The sequence below is a fragment of the Azospirillum sp. genome, assembly GCF_035628975.1.
Taxonomy (GTDB): domain Bacteria; phylum Pseudomonadota; class Alphaproteobacteria; order Azospirillales; family Azospirillaceae; genus Azospirillum.
Genome location: NZ_DASPIS010000137.1, coordinates 1 through 23,604 on the forward strand (window position 1 = coordinate 1; position 23,604 = coordinate 23,604).

At 69.2% G+C, this 23,604-nt stretch carries 17 protein-coding genes and 1 pseudogene; 14 read left to right on the forward strand and 4 right to left on the reverse strand.

What is annotated here, in order from left to right; translation table 11 throughout:
• The 3 genes and pseudogenes from VD964_RS28095 to VD964_RS28105 all read left to right on the forward strand — a co-directional run.
• A pseudogene (locus tag VD964_RS28095) lies at window positions 1-262 on the forward strand (ABC transporter ATP-binding protein); the annotation flags it as partial.
• Between the two features lies 1 nt (window position 263).
• Window positions 264-617 carry a DUF6867 family protein gene (locus tag VD964_RS28100; protein ID WP_324871729.1) on the forward strand — a complete coding sequence of 118 codons (354 nt, stop codon included), beginning with the start codon at window positions 264-266 and terminating at the stop codon, window positions 615-617.
• 355 nt (window positions 618-972) lie between these two features.
• Window positions 973-2,646: a HAMP domain-containing methyl-accepting chemotaxis protein gene (locus tag VD964_RS28105; RefSeq protein ID WP_324871730.1), complete on the forward strand. Its 1,674-nt coding sequence runs from the start codon at window positions 973-975 to the stop codon at window positions 2,644-2,646.
• Window positions 2,647-2,824: 178 nt separating this feature from the next.
• On the opposite strand, the gene VD964_RS28110 is transcribed toward VD964_RS28105, so the two are convergent.
• Window positions 2,825-4,003 carry an acyl-CoA dehydrogenase gene (locus tag VD964_RS28110; protein WP_324871731.1) on the reverse strand — a complete coding sequence of 393 codons (1,179 nt, stop codon included), beginning with the start codon at window positions 4,001-4,003 and terminating at the stop codon, window positions 2,825-2,827.
• A gap of 362 nt (window positions 4,004-4,365) precedes the next feature.
• Between VD964_RS28110 and VD964_RS28115 the strand changes: the two genes are divergently transcribed.
• A complete protein-coding gene (locus tag VD964_RS28115; RefSeq protein ID WP_324871732.1) occupies window positions 4,366-5,985 on the forward strand; it encodes a DedA family protein in 1,620 nt (539 codons plus the stop codon).
• A gap of 29 nt (window positions 5,986-6,014) precedes the next feature.
• On the opposite strand, the gene VD964_RS28120 is transcribed toward VD964_RS28115, so the two are convergent.
• From VD964_RS28120 to VD964_RS28130, 3 genes are all read right to left on the reverse strand, one after another.
• Window positions 6,015-7,331 carry an aspartate aminotransferase family protein gene (locus VD964_RS28120; RefSeq protein ID WP_324871733.1) on the reverse strand — a complete coding sequence of 439 codons (1,317 nt, stop codon included), beginning with the start codon at window positions 7,329-7,331 and terminating at the stop codon, window positions 6,015-6,017.
• Window positions 7,332-7,337: 6 nt separating this feature from the next.
• The gene (locus VD964_RS28125) at window positions 7,338-8,375 is read right to left on the reverse strand and encodes a phosphotransferase (RefSeq protein ID WP_324871734.1); all 1,038 of its coding nucleotides are present in this window, start codon (window positions 8,373-8,375) and stop codon (window positions 7,338-7,340) included.
• A gap of 94 nt (window positions 8,376-8,469) precedes the next feature.
• Complete coding sequence (locus VD964_RS28130) at window positions 8,470-9,183, reverse strand: GntR family transcriptional regulator (RefSeq protein ID WP_324871735.1); 714 nt, start codon at window positions 9,181-9,183, stop codon at window positions 8,470-8,472.
• Between the two features lie 223 nt (window positions 9,184-9,406).
• Here VD964_RS28130 and VD964_RS28135 point away from each other — a divergent pair, with 223 nt between their 5' ends.
• The 10 genes from VD964_RS28135 to VD964_RS28180 form a co-directional block, all read left to right on the forward strand.
• Window positions 9,407-10,699 (forward strand): efflux RND transporter periplasmic adaptor subunit, encoded by a 1,293-nt coding sequence (locus VD964_RS28135; protein WP_324871736.1) that lies wholly within the window; start codon window positions 9,407-9,409, stop codon window positions 10,697-10,699.
• Window positions 10,696-13,848, forward strand: a complete 3,153-nt coding sequence (locus VD964_RS28140) for a multidrug efflux RND transporter permease subunit (RefSeq protein ID WP_324871737.1) — start codon at window positions 10,696-10,698, stop codon at window positions 13,846-13,848. The genes VD964_RS28135 and VD964_RS28140 overlap by 4 nt, the downstream gene beginning before the upstream one ends.
• A 7-nt stretch (window positions 13,849-13,855) precedes the next feature.
• On the forward strand, window positions 13,856-16,975 hold the full coding sequence (locus VD964_RS28145) for an efflux RND transporter permease subunit (protein WP_324871738.1): 3,120 nt from the start codon (window positions 13,856-13,858) through the stop codon (window positions 16,973-16,975).
• Between the two features lie 201 nt (window positions 16,976-17,176).
• A complete protein-coding gene (locus VD964_RS28150) occupies window positions 17,177-17,743 on the forward strand; it encodes an RNA polymerase sigma factor (RefSeq protein ID WP_324871739.1) in 567 nt (188 codons plus the stop codon).
• An 11-nt stretch (window positions 17,744-17,754) separates the two neighbouring features.
• Entirely contained in the window at window positions 17,755-18,198 is a 444-nt protein-coding gene (locus VD964_RS28155; protein ID WP_324871740.1) for a hypothetical protein, read from the forward strand.
• Window positions 18,195-18,677, forward strand: a complete 483-nt coding sequence (locus VD964_RS28160) for a periplasmic heavy metal sensor (RefSeq protein ID WP_324871741.1) — start codon at window positions 18,195-18,197, stop codon at window positions 18,675-18,677. The genes VD964_RS28155 and VD964_RS28160 overlap by 4 nt, the downstream gene beginning before the upstream one ends.
• A 244-nt stretch (window positions 18,678-18,921) precedes the next feature.
• Window positions 18,922-19,176 carry a hypothetical protein gene (locus tag VD964_RS28165; RefSeq protein WP_081506015.1) on the forward strand — a complete coding sequence of 85 codons (255 nt, stop codon included), beginning with the start codon at window positions 18,922-18,924 and terminating at the stop codon, window positions 19,174-19,176.
• Between the two features lie 166 nt (window positions 19,177-19,342).
• The gene (locus VD964_RS28170) at window positions 19,343-20,833 is read left to right on the forward strand and encodes a thymidine phosphorylase family protein (RefSeq protein WP_324871742.1); all 1,491 of its coding nucleotides are present in this window, start codon (window positions 19,343-19,345) and stop codon (window positions 20,831-20,833) included.
• 25 nt (window positions 20,834-20,858) lie between these two features.
• Window positions 20,859-22,463, forward strand: coding sequence for an MBL fold metallo-hydrolase (locus tag VD964_RS28175; protein WP_324871743.1), 1,605 nt, complete (start codon window positions 20,859-20,861; stop codon window positions 22,461-22,463).
• Window positions 22,460-23,604, forward strand: a 1,145-nt coding sequence (locus VD964_RS28180; RefSeq protein ID WP_324871744.1) for an HlyD family secretion protein, incomplete at its 3' end; no start/stop codon positions are given. The genes VD964_RS28175 and VD964_RS28180, both read left to right, overlap by 4 nt.

Consider the following 23,604-nt stretch of genomic DNA (forward strand, 5'->3'; position numbering starts at 1 on the left):
CCAGCCGCGGCTTCTGCTGCTGGACGAGCCGTCGCTGGGTCTGGCGCCGCTGATCGTGAAGCAGATCTTCCAGGTGATCCAGGAGATCAACCGGGAACAGAAGATGACGGTGTTCATGGTGGAGCAGAACGCGTTCCACGCACTGAAGCTTGCGCACCGGGCCTATGTGATGGTGACGGGCAAGATCACGATGACGGGGACGGGGGCGCAGCTTCTGGCCGACCCGGAGGTTCGCGCGGCTTATCTGGAAGGGGGCCACTGAGATGGAGACGATCCTTGGCTCTTCGGTTCCGGTGTTCGTGTTCCTGACGGTTCTGGTGTTCGGCGGCTGCGGCGTGCTGACCGGCCAGACGCTTGCCGAAGGGTGGAAGCCGGTGTCGAACGTGCTGGCCTACTCGCTTCTGCTGGGGCTGGGCGACCGCTTCCTGGCCTGGGGCCTGTTCGGCGAGCAGCTGCTGTCGCTGTGGGGCTTCATCGTCCACACCGTGGTGATCGCGCTGATCACCCTGACCGCCCACCGCATCGCCATCGCAAGGCGCATGGTCAACCAGTATCCGTGGCTCTACGAGACGGCCGGTCCGTTCGGCTGGCGGGAGCGCAATCCGGCCCGCGGCTGACACGGTCCCAGGAAAAGACACAGCGACAAAGAACTGAAGCCGGGTTCGCAACGTGCCCGGCCTGGAAGGGCGCCGTTTCGTCAAATCGACGGCGGCGCCTTCACTTTGTCCAAGCCGGCCTGTGACTTTGGGGTTGCTGTGACAATTGGCAACCATCCGAAAGTCAGAGAAGAAGATCATGGCGCAGACCATGATATGCCGTTACAATATCATTTAAATTTTGCAATTCGTTGACGCTTCTATAGCGGGCGCCGGCCCTGCCGGCGGTGCATCGCCGTGCCCTCGCGGCCGGCGGTCATGCCCTGAAGGGCCACGGTCGAAATGGAGCGGAGGCGGCATGGGAAGGGGCAAGAGCATGGCAGTGGACAAGGCGGCCGCATCCCGGCCGCGGCGGTTCTGGAGCGTCGGGCGCAAGGTGACGGCGGCATTCGTGGCGGCCATCGTCGGCGGCTTCATCGTCATCATGGGGCTGCAGGCCAAGATGCAGTATGACGACGCGGTGCGGCTGGCGACGCATGACGCCCGCGTCAAGACGGACATGCTGGCGAATGCCACCAAGACCAGCTTCGTCGCCGGGGACGGCGCCTCCATCGAGACGGAGTTCATGCCGCTGGCCGACAGCAGCGAGGTGCAACTGGCTTCGCTGCGCGCCGCCTCCGCCACCGGCACGCTCGCCGACTTCTCCAACCCCCGCTTCGCCAAATACGACCTGAAGGCCGACCAGGATCTGGTCGAGGCGGTGCTGGCCGGCAAGGGGGCGCAGACCCGCTCGGCCAAGGGCCATATCGTCGTGACGGTGCCGGTGGTGACCGGCAAGAGCAACCGGCTGGTCGGCGCCCTGCAGATCGCCTGGAGCCTGGAGCAGCAGATCGACGCCATCGCCACCCAGATGCGCAACCAGATCGCCATCTGCCTGATCGCGCTGGTGGTTCAGATCGCCCTGCTGAACGTCCTGCTCGGCCGGATCGTCATCCGCCCGCTGCGCGCCATGTCGGCGGCGATGGCGACGCTCGCCGGCGGCGACACGGCGGTGGAAGTCCCCGGCACCGGCCGCTCCGACGAGATCGGCGCCATGGCCGGCTCGGTCACCGTCTTCCGCGACAACGCCCGCGCCATAGACCGCATGCACGCGGTGCAAGCCGAAGCCGACGCCAAGGCGGAGGAGGCCAAGCGCGCAGCCCTGCTCGACCTTGCCGACCGTTTCCAGGGCACGGTGAAGCGGCTGGTGGAGGGCATCGCCGAGTCCGCGTCCGGCATGGCCGACAGCGCCGACCGCATGGCCGTGGTGGTGGGCGAGGCGTCGAGCCAGACCCGCAATGTCGCCCGCGAATCCGACGACATCCAGTCCAACGTCCGCTCCGCCGCGGCGGCGGCGACCGAACTCGCCGGGTCCATCGGTGGCATTTCCGAACAGGTCGGCCATTCCGCCCGCATCGCCGGGGAGGCGGTGTCGCACGCCGACCGCACCAACGCCACCGTCCAGGGGCTGATCGCCAATGCCGAGCGCATCGGCCAGGTGGTCGGGCTGATCCACGCCATCGCCAAGCAGACCAACCTGCTCGCGCTCAATGCCACCATCGAAGCCGCCCGCGCCGGGGAAGCCGGCAAGGGCTTCGCCGTGGTGGCAACCGAGGTGAAGGGGCTGGCCGACCAGACCGCCAAGGCCACCGACGAGATCGCCGCCCAGGTCAACGCCATGCAGTCGGTGACCCGCGAGGCCGCCGACGCCATCGGCGCCATCGGCAGCACCATCACGGAGATCGACGGCATCGCCGGCACCATCACCCAGTCGGTGCAGGAACAGAACGCCGCCACGCGGGAGATCGCGCGGGCGGTGGAGATGGCGGCACTCGGCACGCAGGACGTGTCGGCGACCATCGCCGCACTCGCCCATACGGCGGAGAGCGCCGGCAGCACGGCGCTGGGCGTGCAGGACGCCGCCCGCGGCCTGTCCGGCCAGACCCGCGCGCTGGCGGCCGAGGTCGACCGCTTCCTGGCCGAGGTGCGCCAGCAGGCGACGGGGACCTGAAAAACGCCCTCTCCCGCCCCGGGAGAAGGAGGGAAGACCCGGCGTTGCCGGTCGGGAAAGGACAGGATCGCTCCGAGCAATCCGCAACCACACCGATCCTCGGAGCACCCCTCACCCTCCCGCCGCACCGCGGCGGGTCCCTCCCTCTCCCGGGGCGGGAGAGGGTGTTTTCAAGACCTTACGAGAAGGCCTGCAGGCCCGTCTGCGCCCGGCCCAGGATCAGGGCGTGGACGTCGTGGGTGCCTTCGTAGGTGTTCACCGTCTCCAGGTTCACCATGTGGCGGATGACCTGGAACTCCTCGGAGATGCCGTTGCCGCCGTGCATGTCGCGGGCGACGCGGGCGATGTCGAGCGCCTTGCCGCAGTTGTTGCGCTTGATCAGCGAGATCGCCTCCGGCGACCAGCTGCCGTCGTCCATCATGCGGCCGACCCGCAAGGCAGCCTGCAGGCCCAGCGTGATCTCCGTCATCATGTCGGCCAGCTTCTTCTGCACCAACTGGGTCTGGGCCAGCGGACGGCCGAACTGCTTGCGGTCCAGCGTGTACTGGCGGGCGGCGTGCCAGCAGAACTCCGCCGCACCCATCACGCCCCAGGCGATGCCGTAGCGCGCCTTGTTCAGGCAGCCGAACGGACCGCCCAGGCCCGACACGTTGGGCAGCAGGTTCTCGTCGGGGACGAAGGCCTCGTCCAGAACGATTTCGCCGGTGACCGACGCGCGCAGCGACAGCTTGCCCTCGATCTTCGGGGTGGTGAAGCCCTTGATCCCGCGCTCCACCACGAAGCCCTTGATCTTGTTGTCATGGGCGTCCGACTTCGCCCAGACGACGGCGAGATCGGCGATGGGGGAGTTGGTGATCCACATCTTGGCGCCCGACAGCAGATAGCCGCCGTCGACCTTGGTGGCGCGGGTCTTCATGCCGCCGGGGTCGGAACCGTGGTCCGGCTCGGTCAGGCCGAAGCAGCCGACCAGCTCGCCGGTGGCCAGACGCGGCAGCCACTTCTTCTTCTGCTCCTCGCTGCCATAGGCGTAGATCGGGTGCATGACCAGCGAGGACTGCACCGACATGGCGGAGCGATAGCCGCTGTCCACCCGCTCCACCTCGCGGGCGACCAGACCGTAGGCGACATGGCTGACGCCCGGCCCGCCATACTCCTCCGGGATGGTCGGGCCCAGCAGGCCCAGCTCGCCCATCTCGCTCATGATCTCGCGGTCGAACCGCTCCTCGCGGAAGGCCGAGATGACGCGGGGCTGCAGCCGGTCCTGGCAGTAGGCGCGGGCGCTGTCGCGCACCAGCTTCTCATCCTCGGTCAGCTGGGCTTCAAGGAGGAAGGCGTCGTCCCACTGGATGCTCTGCACGGTGCGTCTCCTGGTCAGGTCGTATGGCGGTTCGCCGCCGGTTGCCGATTTGGCCGGTCATCGATTGAACCGCACTGTGCCGTGCCGACGCCATACCTGCAAACACATATTTTCTATCCTAGCCATAACGATACGATATGCCTCAAGAAAAACAGTCGGCAACCCCACCGGTTCCACAAAAGTTTTAACGTGATGCTTACGATTACCTATGCAATTTTGCCGATGGCGCCCTGACCGCCATCCATCCATTGGACATCCCGCCCGTGTTTGCTGCACTGCAACCAATAACCGCCCTTGCCGGTTTCCCTCTTTTGCTGGGCCTTGCTTTGCTTACGCTTCTGCACGAAGACGTTGCAATTGCGGTGGGGGCCAGCCTGGTCAGCGTCGGTACCGTCAGCATCGGCGTGACCGCCATCACGTTGCTGTGCGGGATCGTTATCGGCGACCTTTTCATTTATGTCCTCGGACTGTTGTCCCTGCGCGTCAGTTGGATCCGGCGGCGGACCGAGGGGCCGATGCTTGAGCGCTGCCGCACGGCATTGCAGAAGAACCTGTTGCCGACGCTGGTGACTTGCCGGATCGTGCCCGGCGTCCTGTTCCCGACCTACTTCGCCTGCGGCGTCATGCGGGTGCCGTTCCTGCGCTTCATCGTCATCACGCTGGTGACGGCGGGGGTGCATGTCGGGCTTCTGCTGACGCTGATGACCTCGTCGCTGGAGGCGGCGGCGGTCCAGGTGCAGGTGATCGGCATCGGCTGTGCGGCCCTGCTGGTGCTTCTGCGCACGCGGCGCGCCCGGTCCGTCGCCGGCAGCCTGTTCGCCCGCATCCGGACGAAGGCGGAGCCGCATCTGCCCCGCGGCCTGCGCGACGCGCTGCACGCCAATCCGACGCCGCGCGCCATCGCCCTGCCCGGCCTGCCGGTGGTGCCGGCCGGCGCCCCCACCATCGGCTGGGCGGAGCGCATCCCGCCCCTGCTGTTCTACATCCCGCTGGTGGTCCAGTGGTTCGCGCTGGGCATCCGCTACCGCAGCCTCAGCCTGCCGACCGCCGCCAACCCGTCGATCGAGGCCGGCGGGCTGCTGGGCGAATCGAAGATCGCCTGCATGGACCTGATCGGCCCGGCGGCGCGCCGGTGGGCCGCGTGCTCCGTGGCGCTGGTCAACCGGCCCTCGCTGACCCCGGCGGCGCTCGACATGCTGGCGTCGGGCGCCGGCCTGTCCTTCCCGTTGGTTGCCAAGCCGGACATCGGCTGGCGCGGCATCGGCGTGCGGCTGGTGCGCGATTCCGCCGACCTGCGCACCTATCTCGCCGGCTTCCCGGCCGAGGCGCGGGTGATCCTGCAGGAGCATGTGGATTACGCGGGCGAGGCCGGCATCTTCTATGTCCGCAAGCCGGGCGAGCGGCATGGCCGCATCTTCTCCATGACCTTCCGCTATTACCCCCATGTGGTGGGCGACGGCCGGTCCAGCCTGCGCGAGTTGATCGCCGCCGACCCGCGCGCCTCGTGGAAGGCCGACCTGCATCACGAGGCGCTGGCCGACCGGCTGGACGAGGTGCCGGCGGCGGGCCGGACGGTGCGGTTGTCGCTGGTCGGCAGCAGCCGGGTCGGCGGGCTCTACAAGGACGCCTGCGGCCATGTCACCGCGACGCTGACCGCGCGCTTCGACGAGATCGCCGACCAGATGCCGGGCTTCCATTTCGGCCGTTTCGACGTGCGCTTCGCCTCGGTGGAACGGCTGGCGGTGGGCGAGGATTTCCGCATCATCGAGGTGAACGGCGCAGGAGCCGAAGCCATCCACATGTGGGATCCGGAATTCCGGCTGGCCGCCGCCTACGCCACCCTGTTCCACCAGCAGTCCCTGATGTTCGAGGTCGCCGACGCCTGCCGGGCGCAGGGCGCAAAGCCGCTGACCGCCTGGGAGCTGATCAGCTACCAGCGCCGCCAGCAGACCTTGCTTCCGCTCTATCCGGCCTCCAACTGACCGGCCGGCCGAAGGCGGAAGCGCGAGGATCACAGCGCCGCCAGCACCTCGTCCAGCGTGGCGAGGAACAGCTTGGCGTCGTCGGAGGAGAACACCAGCGGCGGGCGGATCTTCAGGATGTGCCCTTCCTGCCCGGTGGCGCTGATCAGCACCCGGCGCCGGCGCATGTCGTTCACCACGCGGGCCGTCTCCTCCGGCGCCGGCGTCTTCAGCTTGCGGTCGCGCACCATCTCGACGCCGATGAACAGGCCGCTGCCGCGCACGTCGCCGATCAGGTCGTGCTTGGCGGCCAGCGCGCGTAGGCCGTCGATCATCTCGGTGCCGACGGCCAGGGCATTCTCTTGCAGCCGGTCCGTCTTGATGACGCGCAGCACGGCCAGCGCCACCGCGCAGGACACCGGGTTGCCGCCGAAGGTGTTGAAATAGCGCTGGCTCTTGCCGAACGCCTCGATCACCTCCGGCCGGAAGATGGCCCCCGCCACCGGGTGGCCGTTGCCCATCGGCTTGCCGACCGTCACGATGTCGGGCACCAGCCCGTGGCGGGCGAAGCCCCACATGTGGGTGCCGAGCCGGCCGAAGCCGGGCTGCACCTCGTCGGCGATGAAGAGGCCGCCGGCCTTGCGCATCGCCTCCACCGCCGGGGCGAGGAAGCCGGCCGGATCGGTGAAGACGCCGCTGCTGGAGAAGATGGTGTCGACCAGCAGCGCCGCCGGGGCGATCCCCTTCTCGCGCAGGTCGGCGATGGCCGCCTCCACCGAGCGGGCGAAGGCGGCGCCGACCTCCGATTCCGGGATGCGGTAGCTGTCGGGCGCCGGCACCACGCGGACATGGTCGCCCAGCTTCACCGCACTGCCCAGCGAAGGCGACATCTCCGCCAGCGCCGAAGTGACGCCGTGATAGGCGTTGTGGGCGATGACGACGCCGGTTCCGCCGGTGTGGACGCGGGCGACGCGCAGGGCCAGATCGTTGGCCTCGCTGCCGGTGCAGGTCAGCATCAGGTGCGACAACGGCGCCGGAAACTCCGCCAGGAAGGCTTCGGCGAAGTCGAGGATGCCGTCGGTCAGATAGCGCGTGTGGGTGTTCAGCACGGCCGCCTGCTTCGCCATCGCCTCCACCACCTCCGGCCGCGAATGCCCGACCGAGGCGACGTTGTTGTAGGCGTCCAGATAGCGGTTGCCGTCGGCGTCATAGAGGTAGGAGCCCTCCCCCCGCACCACATGGATCGGGTCGGCGTAGAACAGGCGGTAGGCCGGGCCGAGCAGCTTCTCGCGGCGGGCGATCAGGGCGCGCTCGCGCTCCGGCAGGGATCCGGCGGAGGCGGGCGCGTAGGCGTTGATCATGGTCATGACGGGTCACACTCTCTGGCAGGCGAGATGGAGCAGGCGGTGCGCGGTGGCGGCCTCGTCGCCGGTCAGCTTTTCCAGGCCGGCATAGGCGCGTTCGGAATTCCGCAGGATGTAGGGGGCGTTGTCCGGATATTCGGCCGCCCTCCAGCCGGTGATGCCGATGGTCAGCGCCAGCCGGGCCGCCACCAGATCAGGCAGCAACTCCACTTCTTCCGGCGTCAGCGGCAGCACGGCTGTGTAGGCGCGGGTCATCTCGACCAGGGAGCCGAAGGGCGTCTCGCCGCTGGTGACGTGGTAGGCCAGCGCCGTCGCCAGATCGTTGACCAGCGGCGCCTTCAGCGCGTCGCCGAAATCGATGATCCCGGTGACCGCCTCGTGCCCGACCGGATCGACCACCGCGTTGTGCGGGTTCAGGTCGTTGTGGATCACCTGATGCCGCAGGGCGGGCAGCCGCGGCGCCACCTGCCCGGCGAAGCGGGCGACGAAGCGCTCCACCATCCGGCGGCGCGGGCCGTCGGGCAGATAATGCAGCCGGTCGGCCACGCCGGCGGTGCGCGTGATGTCCCACAGCAGATCGCGCTCCGAGCCGGGATGCGCGTAATCGGCCAGCGCCAGATCCAGCCGGGCCAGCGTCGCCCCCAGCGCCCGCATCTGCCCCGGTGAGGCCGGCGCCGCATGGAGCGGCGTGCCCTCCAGATAGGTCAGCAGCCGCAGGACCATGGTTTGGCCGTCGATCAGGACGGTCGCCTCGGATTCCCCGTCCAGCGTCGGCACCACCCGCGGCACCGGCAGGGACGGGTCGCGCGCGGCGACATGCTGCATCGCCCCGGTCTGGAAGCTGGTGACGAGCTGCGGTTCCGCCGGATTGGTGAACTTCAGCACATAGCCCTGCCCTCCGGCGGCGGCGATGTGGAAGTTGCGGTCGCGCTCGCTGCTCAGGGTCCGGACGGTGCCGGTCACCCCGAAGCACCGCTGCATCATGGCGCCCGCCTCGTCGGGGGAGATCGGCGGCGCGGCGGTGGTCAGAACGTCACCGGGTGTCATGGCCGATGTCTCCTTGTGGTTCGAGGCTTTCAATGTTTGATGCATCATCTTCATGGATGGACCGGAACTCGGAAACTGGGGGCTGGCGGCCGGATCAGGAGACGAGCGCGGCAGGAGTCGGGGCTGGAGTCGGGGCCGGAGCCGGGATCTCGGCGTCGATCCGCTCCAGGATCGGGCCGCTGGCCAGCAGGATGTCGGCCTGGATGGCGATGGCGGCGGCCGGGCCGTCGTGACGGCGGATGGCGTCCATCAGCGGGTAGTGATGGTCGATCATCGTGCGCCCCGCCCCGCCATAGACGTCGGCGATCAGCGGTCCCATCTGCAGCCACAAACGCCGCAGGATGTCGCCGAGCACCGGCATGTCCGCGATTTCCGCCAGCGTGAAGTGGAAGATCTGGTTGAGTTCGGTGGCCAGCGCGGTGTTGCCGGCGGCCATCGCGTCCTCGTTGCGCGCCAGCAGGCTTTCCAGGGCGGCGATCTGGGCGGCGGTTGCCTTCCCGGCGGCGCGCGCGGCGGCCATCCCCTCCAGGCTGACGCGGATGTCGCGGATCTCCAGATAGGCGGCGCGGGTCAGCATCGGAACGCGGATGTCGCGCGGCGAGCGCAGCACCAGCGCCTGATCCTGCACCAGCCGCAGGATGGCGTCGCGCACCGGCGTGACGCTCGTCCCCAGCCGTTCGGCCAGATCGCGGATCTTGAGACGGTCGTTCGGCTTGAACGCCCCCTTCATCAGCGCCTCGCACAGCTTCTGATAGATCGTGCCGCCGAGATTGTCATGCTCGAGAAGGGTAAGATCGAATCCGCTCATCGTCTGCCCGCTCACCCATCCTCGCGTGTTTGCTGTATGATGCATCATAATGACCAAGGCTCGGCCGAGGGTCAAGACGAACCATCCCGCCGGACGCCATCCCGCCGGACGCCGGACATTTTTTTCGATCGGTCTCGACGAATCCACCGCGCCGCCTCGTATCAAAGGCACACGAAAAGACCGGGGCGGCCCTGCGGCCGTCCTGAAAAGCGTCGGGACAGTCATGACGATTCGTTGGAAGCCGGTGGTCACCGGTGTGATTCTTGCCGGTCTGGTCGGCGGCATCGGTTACGCGGTTCAGCAGAAGCTGACTCCTCCTGCCGCGCCGCAATCCGCCGGTGCCGGCGGTCCTCCCCCCGGTCCTCCCGGCGCCCCTCCCGGCCCACCTTCCGGCCCCGGGGGCGGCGCCCGCAGCGCCGTGGTGGCGGTGCAGGCCGGCACGGTGGCGCGCGAGGATGTGCCGATCTGGTTCGACGGCATCGGCACGATCCAGGCCTTCAACACCGTCACCGTGCGTGCCCGCGTCGATGGCGAGCTGCAGCGCGTCTCGCTGCAGGAAGGGCAGCTGGTGAAGGCCGGCGACCTGCTGGCGACCATCGATTCCCGCGCGCTGCAGGCCCAGCTGGCCCAGGCCGAGGCGAAGAAGGCGCAGGACGAGGCGCAGCTCGCCAACGCCCGCCGCGACCTGGAGCGCAACATGAACCTGAAGGAGTTTGCGTCGCGCCAGACGGTCGACACCCAGCGCGCGCTGGTCGCCCAGTACGAGGCGCAGATCCGCGCCGACGAGGCGGCGATCGAGGCGGTGCGGGTCCAGTTGAACTACACCACCGTCACCGCGCCCATCAGCGGCCGCATCGGCCTGCGCAACGTCGACCAGGGCAATGTGGTGCGGGCGAGCGACCAGAGCGGCATCGCCACCATCACCCAGATCCAACCCATCGCCGTGCTCTTCACTCTGCCGGAAAAGCAGCTTCCCGCCGTGCTGGCCGCCCAGGCGCAGGGTCCCGTCAAGGTGGAGGTGCAGGACCGCGAGGGCCGGCGCGTGCTCGACACCGGCTCTCTCGCCGTGGTCGACAACCTGATCGACAGCGGCACCGGCACCATCCGCCTGAAGGCGCAGATGCCAAACGACCCGCAAAAGCTGTGGCCCGGCCAGTTCGTCAATGTCCGCCTGCTGTCCACAATCCGCCGCGACGCCACCACCGTGCCTTCGACCGTGGTCCAGCGCGGGCCGCAGGGTACCTACGCGTACGTCATCAAGGACGACCTGACGGTGGAGCAGCGCCCGATCAAGGTCGCCCGCCAGGAGGAGAACAAGGCGATCATCGACGAGGGCCTGACCCATGGCGAGCGCGTGGTGGTGGACGGCCAGTACCGCCTGCAGCCCGGCTCCAAGATCCGCATCGTCGAACCCATCGCGTCGGCTGCACCGGCGCCGGTCCCGGGCACCGCCCCGGCGCCGCAGGAGGAACGGCGGCGCGACCGGCAGCAGCGTGAGGGTCGGCAGCCCTCATGAACATCTCCGCCCCCTTCATCCTGCGGCCGGTCGCCACCGGGCTGCTGATGCTGGCGGTCGTGCTGCTGGGCCTGCTGGGCTACAGCGCGCTGCCGATCTCCTCGCTGCCGACGGTGGATTTCCCGACGGTGCGCGTCACCACCCAGTTGCCGGGGGCGGCCCCCGACGTGATGGCGTCCTCCGTCACCGCACCGCTGGAGCGGCAGCTCGGCCAGATCGCCGGCATCTCCTCGATGATTTCGACCAGTTCCTTCGGGCTGTCGGTCATCACCCTGCAGTTCGATCTCTCCCGCGACATCGACGCCGCCTCGCAGGACGTGCAGTCGGCGATCAGCGCCGCATCGGGCACGCTGCCCAAGGGCCTGCCGAATCCACCGGTCTACGACAAGGTCAACCCGGCCGACACGCCGGTCATGGTGCTGGCGCTGAGTTCGGAATCCCTACGGCTTGAGACCGTCAGCGACGCCGCCGACACGCTGCTGGCGCAGAAGCTGTCCCAGGTCGAGGGTGTCGGCTATGTCGGGATCGAGGGGGGCTTGCGCCCCGCAGTGCGCGTGCAGGTCAACCCCGCCGCCGTCGCCGGTCTTGGGCTGACGCTGGAGGATGTGCGGACCACCATCACCCAGGCCAACGTCAACGCGCCGAAGGGCAGCTTCGACGGCCCGCGCCAGTCCTGGTCCATCGGCGTCAACGACCAGATCGAGACCGCCGCCGCCTACCGCCCGATCATCGTCACCTACAAGAACGGCGGCCCGGTGCGGCTGTCCGACATCGGCACCGTGGTCGATTCGGTGGAGAACACCCGGCTGGCGGCGTGGCATGACGGCAAGCCGGCGGTGCTGCTGAACGTGCTGCGCCAGCCCGGCGCCAACATCATCGAGACGGTGGACCGCATCCGCGCCCTCCTGCCCTCGCTCCAGGCCACGCTGCCGCCGCAGATTCACATGGCGGTGCTGACCGACCGGACGGAGACCATCCGCGCCTCGGTGGTGGACGTGCAGAAGACGCTGGTGCTGACCGCCGGGCTGGTGGTGATGGTGATCTTCCTGTTCCTGCGCAAGGCGTGGGCGACGGTGATCCCGGCGGCGGCGCTGCCGCTGTCGCTGATCGGCACCTTCGGCATCATGGCGCTTTGCGGCTTCAGCCTGGACAACCTGTCGCTGATGGCGCTGACCATCGCGTCCGGCTTCGTCGTCGACGACGCCATCGTGATGATCGAGAACATCGTCCGCTACATCGAGAAGGGCGAGAAGCCGCTGCCGGCGGCCCTCAAAGGCGCCCGCCAGATCGGCTTCACAGTCGTGTCCCTGACCCTGTCCTTGATCGCGGTGTTCATCCCGCTGCTGTTCATGGGCGGCGTGGTCGGCCGGCTTTTCCGCGAGTTCGCCATCACGCTGTCCATCGCCGTGCTGGTGTCGGCGGTGATCTCGCTGACGCTGACGCCGATGATGTGCGCCCGCCTGCTGAAGCCCGAGACGGACAGCAAACCCAACGCCTTCTTCCGCTGGACCGAGCGTGGTTTCGAGGCGCTGCTGAACGGCTACGCCGCCTCGCTGCGCGTCGTGCTGCGCCACCAGCCGGCGACCCTGATCTTCACCATCGCAACGCTGGCCGCCACGCTCTACCTCTACACGGTGGTGCCCAAGGGCTTCCTGCCGCAGCAGGACACCGGCGTCATCATCGGCGTCACCGACGCAGCCCCATCCATCTCGGTCAAGGCGATGGCGGAGCGCCAGCGCGAGGTCGCCGACATCGTGCGCCGCGATCCCGACGTGTCCGGGGTGGCGAGCTTCGTCGGCACCGGGACGGTCAACGCCACCACCAACACCGGCAGCCTGACCATCGCGCTGAAGCCGCGCGACGAACGCAGCTCCTCGGCCGAGGAGATCATCGCCCGCCTGCGCGCCGCCACCAGCGGCCTGCAAGGCGTCTCGCTGTTCATGCAGGCGGTGCAGGACGTGCAGATCGACAGCCGGGTCAGCCGCACCCAGTACCAGTATGTCCTGCAGGACGCCGACCCGCGGGAGCTGGAGAACTGGACCCCGCGCCTGCTGGACGCACTCCGCGCAAGGCCGGAGCTGACCGACGTGGCGACCGACCAGCAGCCGGACGGGCTGCAGGTCTACCTGACCATCGACCGCGACGCCGCCAGCCGCCTGAATGTGCTGCCGCAGGCCATCGACGACACGCTGTACGACGCCTTCGGCCAGCGGCAGGTGTCCACCATCTACACCCAGACCAACCAGTACCGCGTGATCCTGGAGGTGGAGCCGTCCTTCCAGATGGACCCGGCGTCGCTGTCCAAGATCTATGTGAAGTCCGGCAACGGCGCCAATGGGAGCGGGGTCGTGCCCCTGGGCGCGGTGGTGTCGGCGGAGCGCAAGACCGCTCCCCTGGTCATCACCCACCAGGGACAGTTCCCGTCCGTCACCCTGTCCTTCAACGTGGCGCCCGGCGTCTCGCTGGGTGCCGCGGTGGCGGCGATCCAGCAGGCGCGCGAGAACATCGGCATGCCCGACACCGCGACCGCCCGTTTCGCCGGCACCGCGGCGGAGTTCCGCACCTCGCTGGAAACCCAGCCCTGGCTGATCCTGGCGGCGGTGGTCGCGGTCTACATCGTGCTGGGCATCCTGTACGAGAGCACGATCCACCCCGTCACCATCCTGTCGACCCTGCCGTCGGCGGGCATCGGCGCGCTCCTGGCGCTGATGGCGACCGGCCACGACCTGTCGCTGATCGCGCTGGTCGGCATCGTGCTGCTGATCGGCATCGTCAAGAAGAACGCCATCATGATGATCGACTTCGCGCTGGAGGCCGAACGCCACCAGGGCATGGCGCCGGAACGCTCGATCTACGAGGCGTCGCTCCTGCGCTTCCGGCCGATCATGATGACGACGATGGCGGCTCTGCTGGGCGCCCTGCCGCTGGCGCTGGAGAACGGCACCGGATCGGAACTGCGTAAGCCGATGGGCATCGCCATCGTCGGCGGGCTGGTGCTGAGTCAGGTGCTGACGCTCTACACCACGCCGGTGGTCTATCTCTACATGGACCGGCTGGGCACCCGCCTGCGGCGCTGGCTGCGGCCGGGGTCCAAGGCGGCGGCGCTGCCCGGCAACGACCGGGCGCCCGGCCGTGCGGCGGCGGAGTAGACCGCCCATGGCATCCCCCGCAAACTCTCCGTCCAGGCTGTCGCTCTCCGCCCCCTTCATCGCACGGCCGGTCGGCACCTCGCTGCTGATGGTCGGGCTGATGATCCTCGGCATGGTCGCCTACCGCTTCCTGCCGGTGGCGCCGCTGCCGCAGGTGGAATTCCCGACCATCGTCGTCACCGCGTCGCTTCCCGGCGCCAGCCCGGAGACGATGGCCGCCTCCGTCGCCACGCCGCTGGAACGGCGGCTGTCGCGCATCGCCGGCATCACGGAGATGACGTCGAACAGCAGGCTCGGCAGCACCTCCGTCGTCGTGCAGTTCGACCTGGACCGCGAGGTGGAAGCGGCGTCGCGCGACGTTCAGGCGGCGATCAACGCCGCCGGGGGCGACCTGCCGGCCGACCTGCCCAGCCCGCCGAAGATGCGGCGCATCAACCCGGCCGACGCGCCGGTGATGACGCTGGCCATGACCTCCACCACGCTCGCCCCGTCGGAGCTGTACAATCTGGCCGACAGCGTTATCGGCCAGCGGCTGAGCCAGATCGAGGGGGTGGCCCAGGTCTCCATCAACGGGGCCGAGAAGACGGCAGTGCGCGTGCGCGTCAACGCCGCTGCCGCAGCCAACATGGGTGTCAGCCTGGAGACGATCCGCAGCGCCATCTCGCGCGCCAACGCCAACGGCCCCAAGGGCAGCTTCGACGGCCGCCATGAATCCTGGTCGATCGGCGCCAGCGACCAGCTGTTCGGCGCCGATGCCTACCGCCGGCTGATCGTGACCGAGAAGAACGGCGCCACCATCCGTCTCGGCGATGTCGCCGAAGTGATCGAGGCGCCGGAGAACAGCCGCACCGCCGCCTGGCAGGACGGCCAGCGCGCGGTGCTGATCAACATCCAGAAGCAGCCGGGCTCCAACGTGGTGGAGACGGTGGACCGGGTGAACGCCGAGCTGCCGACCCTGCGCGGCTGGATGCCGCCGGGGGTGCAGCTTTCGGTGCGCACCGACCGCACGCCGACCATCCGCGCCTCCATCGACGACGTGCAGAAGACGCTGGCGATCACCGTGGCGCTGGTGGTGATGGTGATGGCGCTGTTCCTGCGCCGCCTGTGGGCCACGGTCATCCCGGCGGCCTCGGTGCCGCTGTCGCTGGCCGGCACCTTCGGCGTGATGTGGATCGTCGGCTACAGCCTGGACAATTTCTCGCTGATGGCGCTGACCATCTCGGTCGGCTTCGTGGTGGACGACGCCATCGTCGTCATCGAGAACATCGTCCGCCACATCGAAAAGGGAGCCAGGCCGCTGGAGGCGGCGGTGAAGGGCGCCCGGCAGGTCGCCTTCACCGTGGTGTCGATCAGCCTGTCGCTGGTCGCCGTCTTCATCCCCATCCTGTTCATGGGCGGCATCCAGGGCCGGCTGTTCCGCGAATTCGCCGTGGTGCTGTCGGTCGCCATCGCCGTGTCCGCGGTGGTGTCGCTGACCCTGACCCCGATGATGTGCGCCCACCTGCTTCAGCCGGAATCGGAGCGCAAGCCCCCCGGACGCCTCGCCCGCGGGCTCACCTGGATTGGCGACCGGCTGTTCGGGCTCTATGCCGACGGGCTGGACTGGGTGCTGGCCCATCGCCGCACCATGCTGGCCACGACCTTCGCCATCATCGGCGTCAGCGTCTGGCTCTACGGGCAGGTGCCGAAGGGCCTGGTGCCGCAGCAGGACACCGGGCTGCTGATGGGCTTCAGCGATCCGCCGCCGGATATCTCCTTCACCGCCATGGTCACGCGCCAGCGCGCCTTGCAGGAGGCGGTGGCCGGCGACCCGGCGGTCGCCAGCGTCGGCGGCACCATCGGCGGCGGCGGGCCGGGCGGCAGCTATTCCGGCCAGATCTACATCGCGCTGAAGCCGAAAACGGAGCGCGAGGATCTGGCGACCGTCACCCAGCGGCTGCGCATGCGCGCCGGCCGGGTACCGGGGGTGCAGCTGTTCCTGATGCCGGTGCAGGACATCCGCACCGGCGGCTTCCAGGGCCGCAGCCAATACCGCTACAGCCTGCAGGACCCGGACATCAACGCGCTGAACGAATGGGCGCCCAAGCTGGTGGAGAAGATGCGCACCCTGCCGGAGCTGGTGGACGTCGCCAACGACCGCCAGAACGGGGGCATCCAGGCCAACGTGATCGTCGACCGCGACGCCGCCTCGCGCCTCGGCGTGTCCTTGAGCGCGCTGGAGGCGACGCTCTACGACGCCTTCGGCCAGCGGCAGGTCTCCACCATGTATCTGGCGCAGAACCAGCACAAGGTGGTGCTGGAGGTCGATCCGCGCGAGGCGCTAGGCCCCGACGACCTAAAGCGCATCTACGTGTCGGGCCGCGACGGCATGGTGCCGCTGTCGGCGGTGGCGCGCGTCGTCATCGGCAACCAGGCGTCCAGCATCCAGCACCAGAGCGGCTTCCCGGTCGCCAACCTGACCTTCGACCTCGCGCCCGGCGTCTCGCTGTCCCAGGCGACCGAGGTGATCCAGCGCGCGGCGGAGGACATCGGCATGCCGGCCGGCATCCGCGCCGGCTTCCAGGGCGACGCGCGGGCCTTCCAGCAATCCTCGTCCAGCCAGCCGCTGCTGATCCTGGCGGCGCTGATCACCATCTACATCGTGCTGGGCGTCCTGTACGAAAGCCTGATCCACCCGCTGACCATCCTGTCGACCCTGCCGTCGGCCGGGCTGGGGGCGCTGATCGCGCTGATCCTGACCGGCCACGACCTGTCGATCGTGGCGCTGATCGGCATCATCCTGCTGATCGGCATCGTCAAGAAGAACGCCATCATGATGATCGACTTCGCCCTGGAGGCGGAGCGCGAGCGCGGCCTGTCGCCGCTGGAGGCGATCCGCGAGGCCGGCCTGGTCCGCTTCCGCCCGATCATGATGACGACGATGGCGGCGCTGCTGGGCGCCGTTCCGCTGGCCTTCGACTACGGGACCGGCGGCGAGATCCGCCGCCCGCTGGGCGTCGCCATCATCGGCGGCCTGCTGGTGAGCCAGATGCTGACGCTCTACACCACGCCGGTGGTCTATCTGACGCTGGAACGGCTGGCGATGCGCCGCCGCCGCCGCGCCGCCATCGCCGCCCCGGCGGAATAGGGGGCGGCGATGGGTGTCCTGATCCTGCTACACTGGACAAGATCCCCTCTCCCCCCCGGGGAGAGGGTTAGGGTGAGGGGGACGCATGGCATGCCTTCGCGAGAATCCTCGCTGTGTCTCCCCCTCACCCCGACCCTCTCCCCGGGGGGGAGAGGGAGCTGGCACCCCCTCGCGCTGTTGGGCATAGTTCTCGCCCACGGCATGAGCGGACCCCCGGTGATCGAGGCCAGCGGCACGGACGACGAGTTGATGGCCCGCGTGGCCGGCGGCGATGCCGCCGCCTTCGACCGGCTGGCCGCCCGCCACATGCGCCGCGCCGTGGCGCTCGCCCAGCGGATGACCGGCAACCCGTCCGACGCCGACGAGATCGCGCAGGAGGCCTTTCTGCGGGTCTGGCAGCATGCCGGCCGCTGGGACGGCGGGCGCGCCGCCTTCACCACCTGGCTCTACCGCATCGTGATGAACCTCGCCATCGACCGCGGCCGCCGTCCCGGCTGGTCGCCGCTGGAGGAGGCTGGCGATCCGCCCGACGAGAGCCCCGACGCTGTCGACCGCATCGCCGAGCGCCAGACGGCGGAGCGCGTCAACCGGGCGTTGGCAGCATTGCCCGACCGCCATCGCGCCGCGGTGGTGCTGTTCCATCAGGAGGGGCTCAGCCTGCGGCAGGCCGCCGACGTGCTGAACATGGGCGAGACCGCCTTCGCCTCGCTGCTCGCCCGCGCCCGCTCCGCGCTGAAGGCCGCGCTCTCCGCCGGTGACGGTCCATGAAGGAGGAACCAATGACCGACGACCAGTTCCTCCGCCATCTGGACGAGTACGGCGCCTCCACGGAACGCTGGCCGCCCGAGCTGCGTGCCGGGGCCGAGGCCGCGCTTGCCCGTTCACCTGCACTGCGGGCGGCGGCGGACGAGGCGCTCGCCTTCGACCGGCTGCTGGCCGGCAGCCCGCCGGCGGTGGAGGATGCCCGCATCGGCCGCCTGCTTGCGACGGTCGGTGCCGCCGCCCGCGCCGTGCCGCAGGACGGGCTGGCGCTGCTGTTGCTGGGGCGGATGCCGCGGCGGACGGTGGCGGGCTTCTGCGCCGCCCTGCTGGCGCTGGGCTGGCTCACCGGCGGCTGGCTTGCCGGGACGCTGCCGGCACCCGCCGCCCCGACGCTACGCGGCCAGGAACTGGCCCTGCTGCACGATGACGTCGTCACGCTGTTCGACGGAGAGTCCCGATGAGCGGTCTCGCCGCGCCCCGTCAAATCCTGAGGCGGCCAAGCCTGCGCACTCTGGCGCTGGCCTCGCTGGCGCTGAACCTGTTCTTCGTCGCGATGTTGGTCGCGACCTTCCGCCATCCTCCCCCGCCCCCTCACCAACCGATGCCCGACCGCTTCGTCGAGCGGATGGCCGCCGACCTCACCGACGCCGACGCGCGGCGCCTGCGTGCCGCCTTCGAGCCGCTGCGCCCGCGTTATGACACGCTTACCCGCGAGTATCACGAGGCCGGACAGCGGGTGCGCGCCCTGCTGCAGGCCGATCCCGTCGACTACGACTCCCTGCGCGTCGCGACCGAAGCGGCCCGCGCCAAGCGCCGCCAGATGGGCGAACTGACGGAGGAAACCGTCCTGTCCATCCTGCCAGACCTGTCCCCCGCCGGGCGCCTGCGGCTGGTCGGCGGTCCGGGTTCCCCCGGCATGCCAGGTATGCCCAAAAAATAAGCAAACCCAGTCATCCACAGGCCGGACAGGCCGGCCGGAAGGATGTGGATGATTCTGTTCGGGGATTGCGCACACATCTATCCACAGATTCTGTGGAGAAGAAAACCGGCAGAAATTTTATCCACACAAATTCACAAGTTATCATCCCCAAGTTTTATCGCCCGTCTTCCCGACGATCCTTGTATCCACCGCCGATCCGGCATATCCAAATAACGAGGATCGGCAAGATTGGTGGAGGATCGTCATGATCGGAGATCCGTTTCATCCAAAGAAGGCGACGATCTCTTTGCGCGTTGATCGCCGAATCAAAGATGTCGCCAAGAATTACGCACGCCAGCGGCAGACGCCTTTGGCCGAGGTCATGCGCGACCTCTTGGCCCGCTATGTCGCCGAATGCGCACGCGAGAATGCCCAGGCCGCGCCGGACCTGTTGAAGGACCGGCCGGCGCAGTATGTGGATTTCGCCAAGCTGGAAGGGCTGATGGGCCGGCGGGAATAAATGCGGGGCGGCCGGGGTGGTGCAGCAGCAGTGTCACTGCGCATCTCCTAAACACGGCCCCTCCGTTTTGCCAATGATCCGGATCAAATGGCGCGCGCGAAGTCCCGTATGGCTGACGCGCGGGCTGGGCGTCTCTATTTGGCGCGGTCTGTCGTAGACTGTTCCCATGCTGACGCTTCGACATCTGGCGATAGACACCGTCCGGGAGAACGTCGCCTTCCTCAACCGGCACTGCGCCCGGTACCATGTCGAGGATTTCCTCGGCCTGGGCCGGGTGGAGGTGCGGAACGACGGCCGTTCCCTGCTGGCGGTGCTGAACATCGTCGACGACCCCGCCATCGTCGGCCCCGACGAGATCGGCCTGTCCGATCCCGCCTTCCGCCAGCTGGGACTGGCCGAGGGCTCCGCCGTCCATCTCGTCCCGCCCACCCCGCCTGAGAGCTTCGAGCTGGTGCGCGCCAAGGTCGGCGGCGCCGCCCTGACCGACGCGCAGCTGGCCGCGATCATCCGCGACATCACCGACCAGCGCTATTCCAAGATCGAGATCGCCGCCTTCCTGATCGCCTGCGCCAGCTTCATGACGACGGCGGAGGTGCTGGGCCTGACCCGCGCCATGATCGCCGCCGGCACCCGGCTGCACTGGCAGGATTTGGGCACAATCGCCGACAAGCACTGCATCGGCGGCATTCCCGGCAACCGCACCTCGATGATCGTGGTGCCGATCGTCGCCGCCCATGGCCTGCCGATACCGAAGACCTCGTCGCGCGCCATCACCTCCCCCGCCGGCACCGCCGACACCATGGAGGTGCTGGCGAATGTCGACGTTCCGATGGAGCGCATGCAGACCCTGGTGCGCGAGGCCAAGGGCTGCCTGGTCTGGGGCGGCCATGTCCGGCTGTCGCCGGCCGACGACATCCTGATCTCGGTCGAGCGCCCGCTCGCCATCGACACCCGCGAGCAGCTGGTCGCCTCCATCCTGTCGAAGAAGGTGGCTGCGGGCTCCACCCATCTGCTGATCGACATCCCCGTCGGCCCCAGCGCCAAGATCCGCACCGCGAGCGAGGCGGTGCGCCTGCGCAAGCTGTTCGAGCATGTCGGCGACAGCCTCGGCCTGACGCTGGAGGTGGCGATCACCGACGGCTCGCAGCCGGTCGGGCGCGGCATCGGCCCGGTGCTGGAGGCGCGCGACGTGATGGCCGTCCTGCGCAACGACACGGCATCCCCCGCCGACCTGAAGGAGCGCGCCCTGCTGCTGGCCGGCCGCATCCTGGAATTCGACCCCGCCATCCGCGGCGGCAGCGGCAACCGCCGGGCGCGCGACCTTCTGGAATCCGGCGCGGCACTCGCCGCCATGGAGCGCATCATCGCCCTGCAGGGTCCGCCGCCCGCGGTGGCCACGCTGGGTTCCCTGGTGGCGGAGGTCGCATCCCCCGCCGACGGGGTGGTGTCGGCGCTCGACTGCTACCGCCTCGCCCGCATCGCGCGGCTGGCCGGCGCGCCCACCGACAAGGGCGCCGGCATCGACCTGCTGCGCAAGGTGGGCGAGCGGGTGCGCCGGGGCGAACCGCTCTATCGCATCCACGCCAGCACCAACGCCGACTTCACCTTCGCCCAGGCCTTTGCGGCGGACGACAGCGGGGTGCGGGTGGCGGGGTGAACTGACCGAACCAAGGAGCAGACCCATGTCCCTGTCGCTGACCTTCCATGGCGCCGCCGGCACGGTGACCGGCTCCTGCTTCCGCCTGTCCACGCCTGCGGGCGACGTGCTGATCGATTGCGGTATGTTCCAGGGCACCAAGACGATCCGGGAACTGAACTACCGCCCCTTCCCCTTCGATCCCGCCGCGATCAAGGCCGTCCTGCTGACCCACGCCCACATCGACCATTCCGGCCTGCTGCCGAAGCTGACCCGTCTCGGCTTCCGCGGCCGCATCTATGCCACAGGCGGCACGGTGGACCTGCTGGAATACATGCTGCCCGACAGCGGCTACATCCAGGAGGGCGAGGTGGAGCGCCTGAACCGCCGCAACCGCCAGCGCGGCCGGCCACCCGTCCAGGCGATCTACACCCAGGACGACGCCATCCGCAGCCTGCGCCGGCTCCGCCGCGTCGAATACGACCGTTGGACCGAGATCCTGCCCGGCCTGCGCGCCCGCTTCTGGCAGGCGGGCCATATCCTCGGCTCCGCCTCCATCGAGGTGGAAGCAACGAATGGCACCGGCGACCCCACCCGCATCCTGTTCTCCGGCGATCTCGGCCCCGGCGGCAAGAGCTTCCACGCCGATGCCGACGGGCCGGAACGGCCGGACTGGATGGTGCTGGAGACCACCTACGGCGACCGCGACCGCACCGACCTCGACGAAGCCGGACGGCAGGCGGTGCTGCGCGCCGAAGTGGCGGCGGCACTGGGGGCCGGCGGCGTCCTGCTGATCCCGGTCTTCGCGGTGGAGCGCACGCAGGAACTGCTCTACGACCTCGACTGCCTGTTCGACGGCGGCCAGCTGCCGGCGGTGGACGTCTTCCTCGATTCGCCGCTCGCCGACGCGGTGACCGGCGTCTTCCGCCGCCATCTCGACGATCTGGAGACCGACGGCGACCCCTTCACCCGCGCCAATTTCCACCATGTCCGCGGCGTGCCGGAAAGCCAGCGCCTGAACAGCATCTCCGGCGGCGCCATCATCATGGCGGCCAGCGGCATGTGCGACGCCGGCCGCATCCGCCACCATTTGAAGAACCGCCTGTGGCGCCCGCAGGACACCGTGCTGCTGGTCGGCTATCAGGCTCCCGGCACGCTGGGCCGTCTGTTGCAGGAGGGCACCCCGCGCGTCCGCATCCATGGCGAGGAGATCGCCATCAAGGCGAAGGTGCGCTCCATCGACGTCTATTCCGGCCATGCCGACCGCTCCACCCTGCTGGACTGGGTGGAGGCGCGGCACGGCGTCGGCCACGGCCTGTTCCTGGTCCATGGCGAGGAGCCCGCCCGCGCCTCCATCCGGCAGGCCCTGCTCGACATGGCCTGGCCGCCGGAGCGCATCGCCCAGCCGGCCCTGGACGACCGCGTCGACCTTGCCGCCCCGCGCCCGCTGGCCCCGGCAGACCGTCACCCGCGCCTCGCCCCCGCCGAACTCGCCGGCCGGGACTGGCACAACCATTATGCCGAGGCACTGTTGAGCCTGCGTCGCACGCTGGACGCCGCCCCCGACGACGCGGCGCGCGAACGCATCCTGGCCGGCGTGATGGGGGCGCTCGACACCACCGGCAAAGCAGGCAAGGGAGCGCAGCCATGACCCTCAAGCGCCTTCTGATCGCCGTGGTCCTGCTGGCGTTGCTCGGCGCCGGGGCCGCCTATGGCTGGCGGGCGATGCAGGGCAACCGCCTGCCCGCCGGCTTCGCCTCCGGCAACGGCCGGATCGAGGCGAACGAGATCGACGTCGCCACCAAATACGCCGCCCGCGTCCTGACCATCCCGGTGCAGGAGGGCGATCTGGTGGAGGCCGGCGCCGTCATCGCCACGCTCGACACCCGCGACCTGGAGGCGCAGCTCCGCTCCGCCGAGGCCCAGCTGCGCCAGACCCGACGCGCCCGCGACGAGGCCGTCGCCCTGGTCGCCCAACGCGCCAGCGAGGCCGATTTCGCCGCCAAGGAGATGGAGCGGGCGCTGATCCTGTTCGGCAAGGGTCATGTCGCCGAACAGCGCGTCGATCAGGCCCGCAACAGCCGCCGCACCGCCGATGCCGCGCTGGAGGCCGCCAAGAGCCACCTCGCCAGCGCCGACGAGGCCATTGCCGCAGCGGCCGGTGACGTCGACCGGCTGGCCGATCTGGTCGCCGACGGCGTGCTGAAGGCGCCGCGCAAGTCGCGCGTCCTCTACCGCCTGTCCGAACCCGGCGAGGTTCTGGCCGCCGGCGGCAAGGCGGCGACGCTGCTCGACCTGTCGAACGTCTACATGACCTTCTTCCTGCCGACCGACACGGCGGGAAACCTGGCGCTCGGCGCCGACGCCCGCATCCTGCTGGACGCCGTTCCCGACACCGCGATCCCCGCGACCGTCACCTTCGTCGCCCCGCGCGCCCAGTTCACGCCCAAGCAGGTGGAGACCAAGTCCGAACGCGACCGCATGATGTTCCGCGTCAAGGCCCGCGTGCCCGAAGCGCTGGTGACCCGCTACATCGAGCGGGTGAAGACCGGCCTGACCGGCATGGCCTATGTGAGGCTGGACGACAAGGCGGCTTGGCCCGACTGGCTGGAGTCGAAGCTCACGCGGGAGGTGACCTCTTCCCCACCCGTATCCCCCTCTCCCCCCCGGGGAGAGGGTCGGGGTGAGCGACTGTCTGGCCTGTCAAGCTTCCACAGCGAGTCCGGCCCGAACTTCGCGGGCTTTGGCATTGAGCCTGACGAGGAGCTTTCTGGCGAGAGCGACGCGGATTG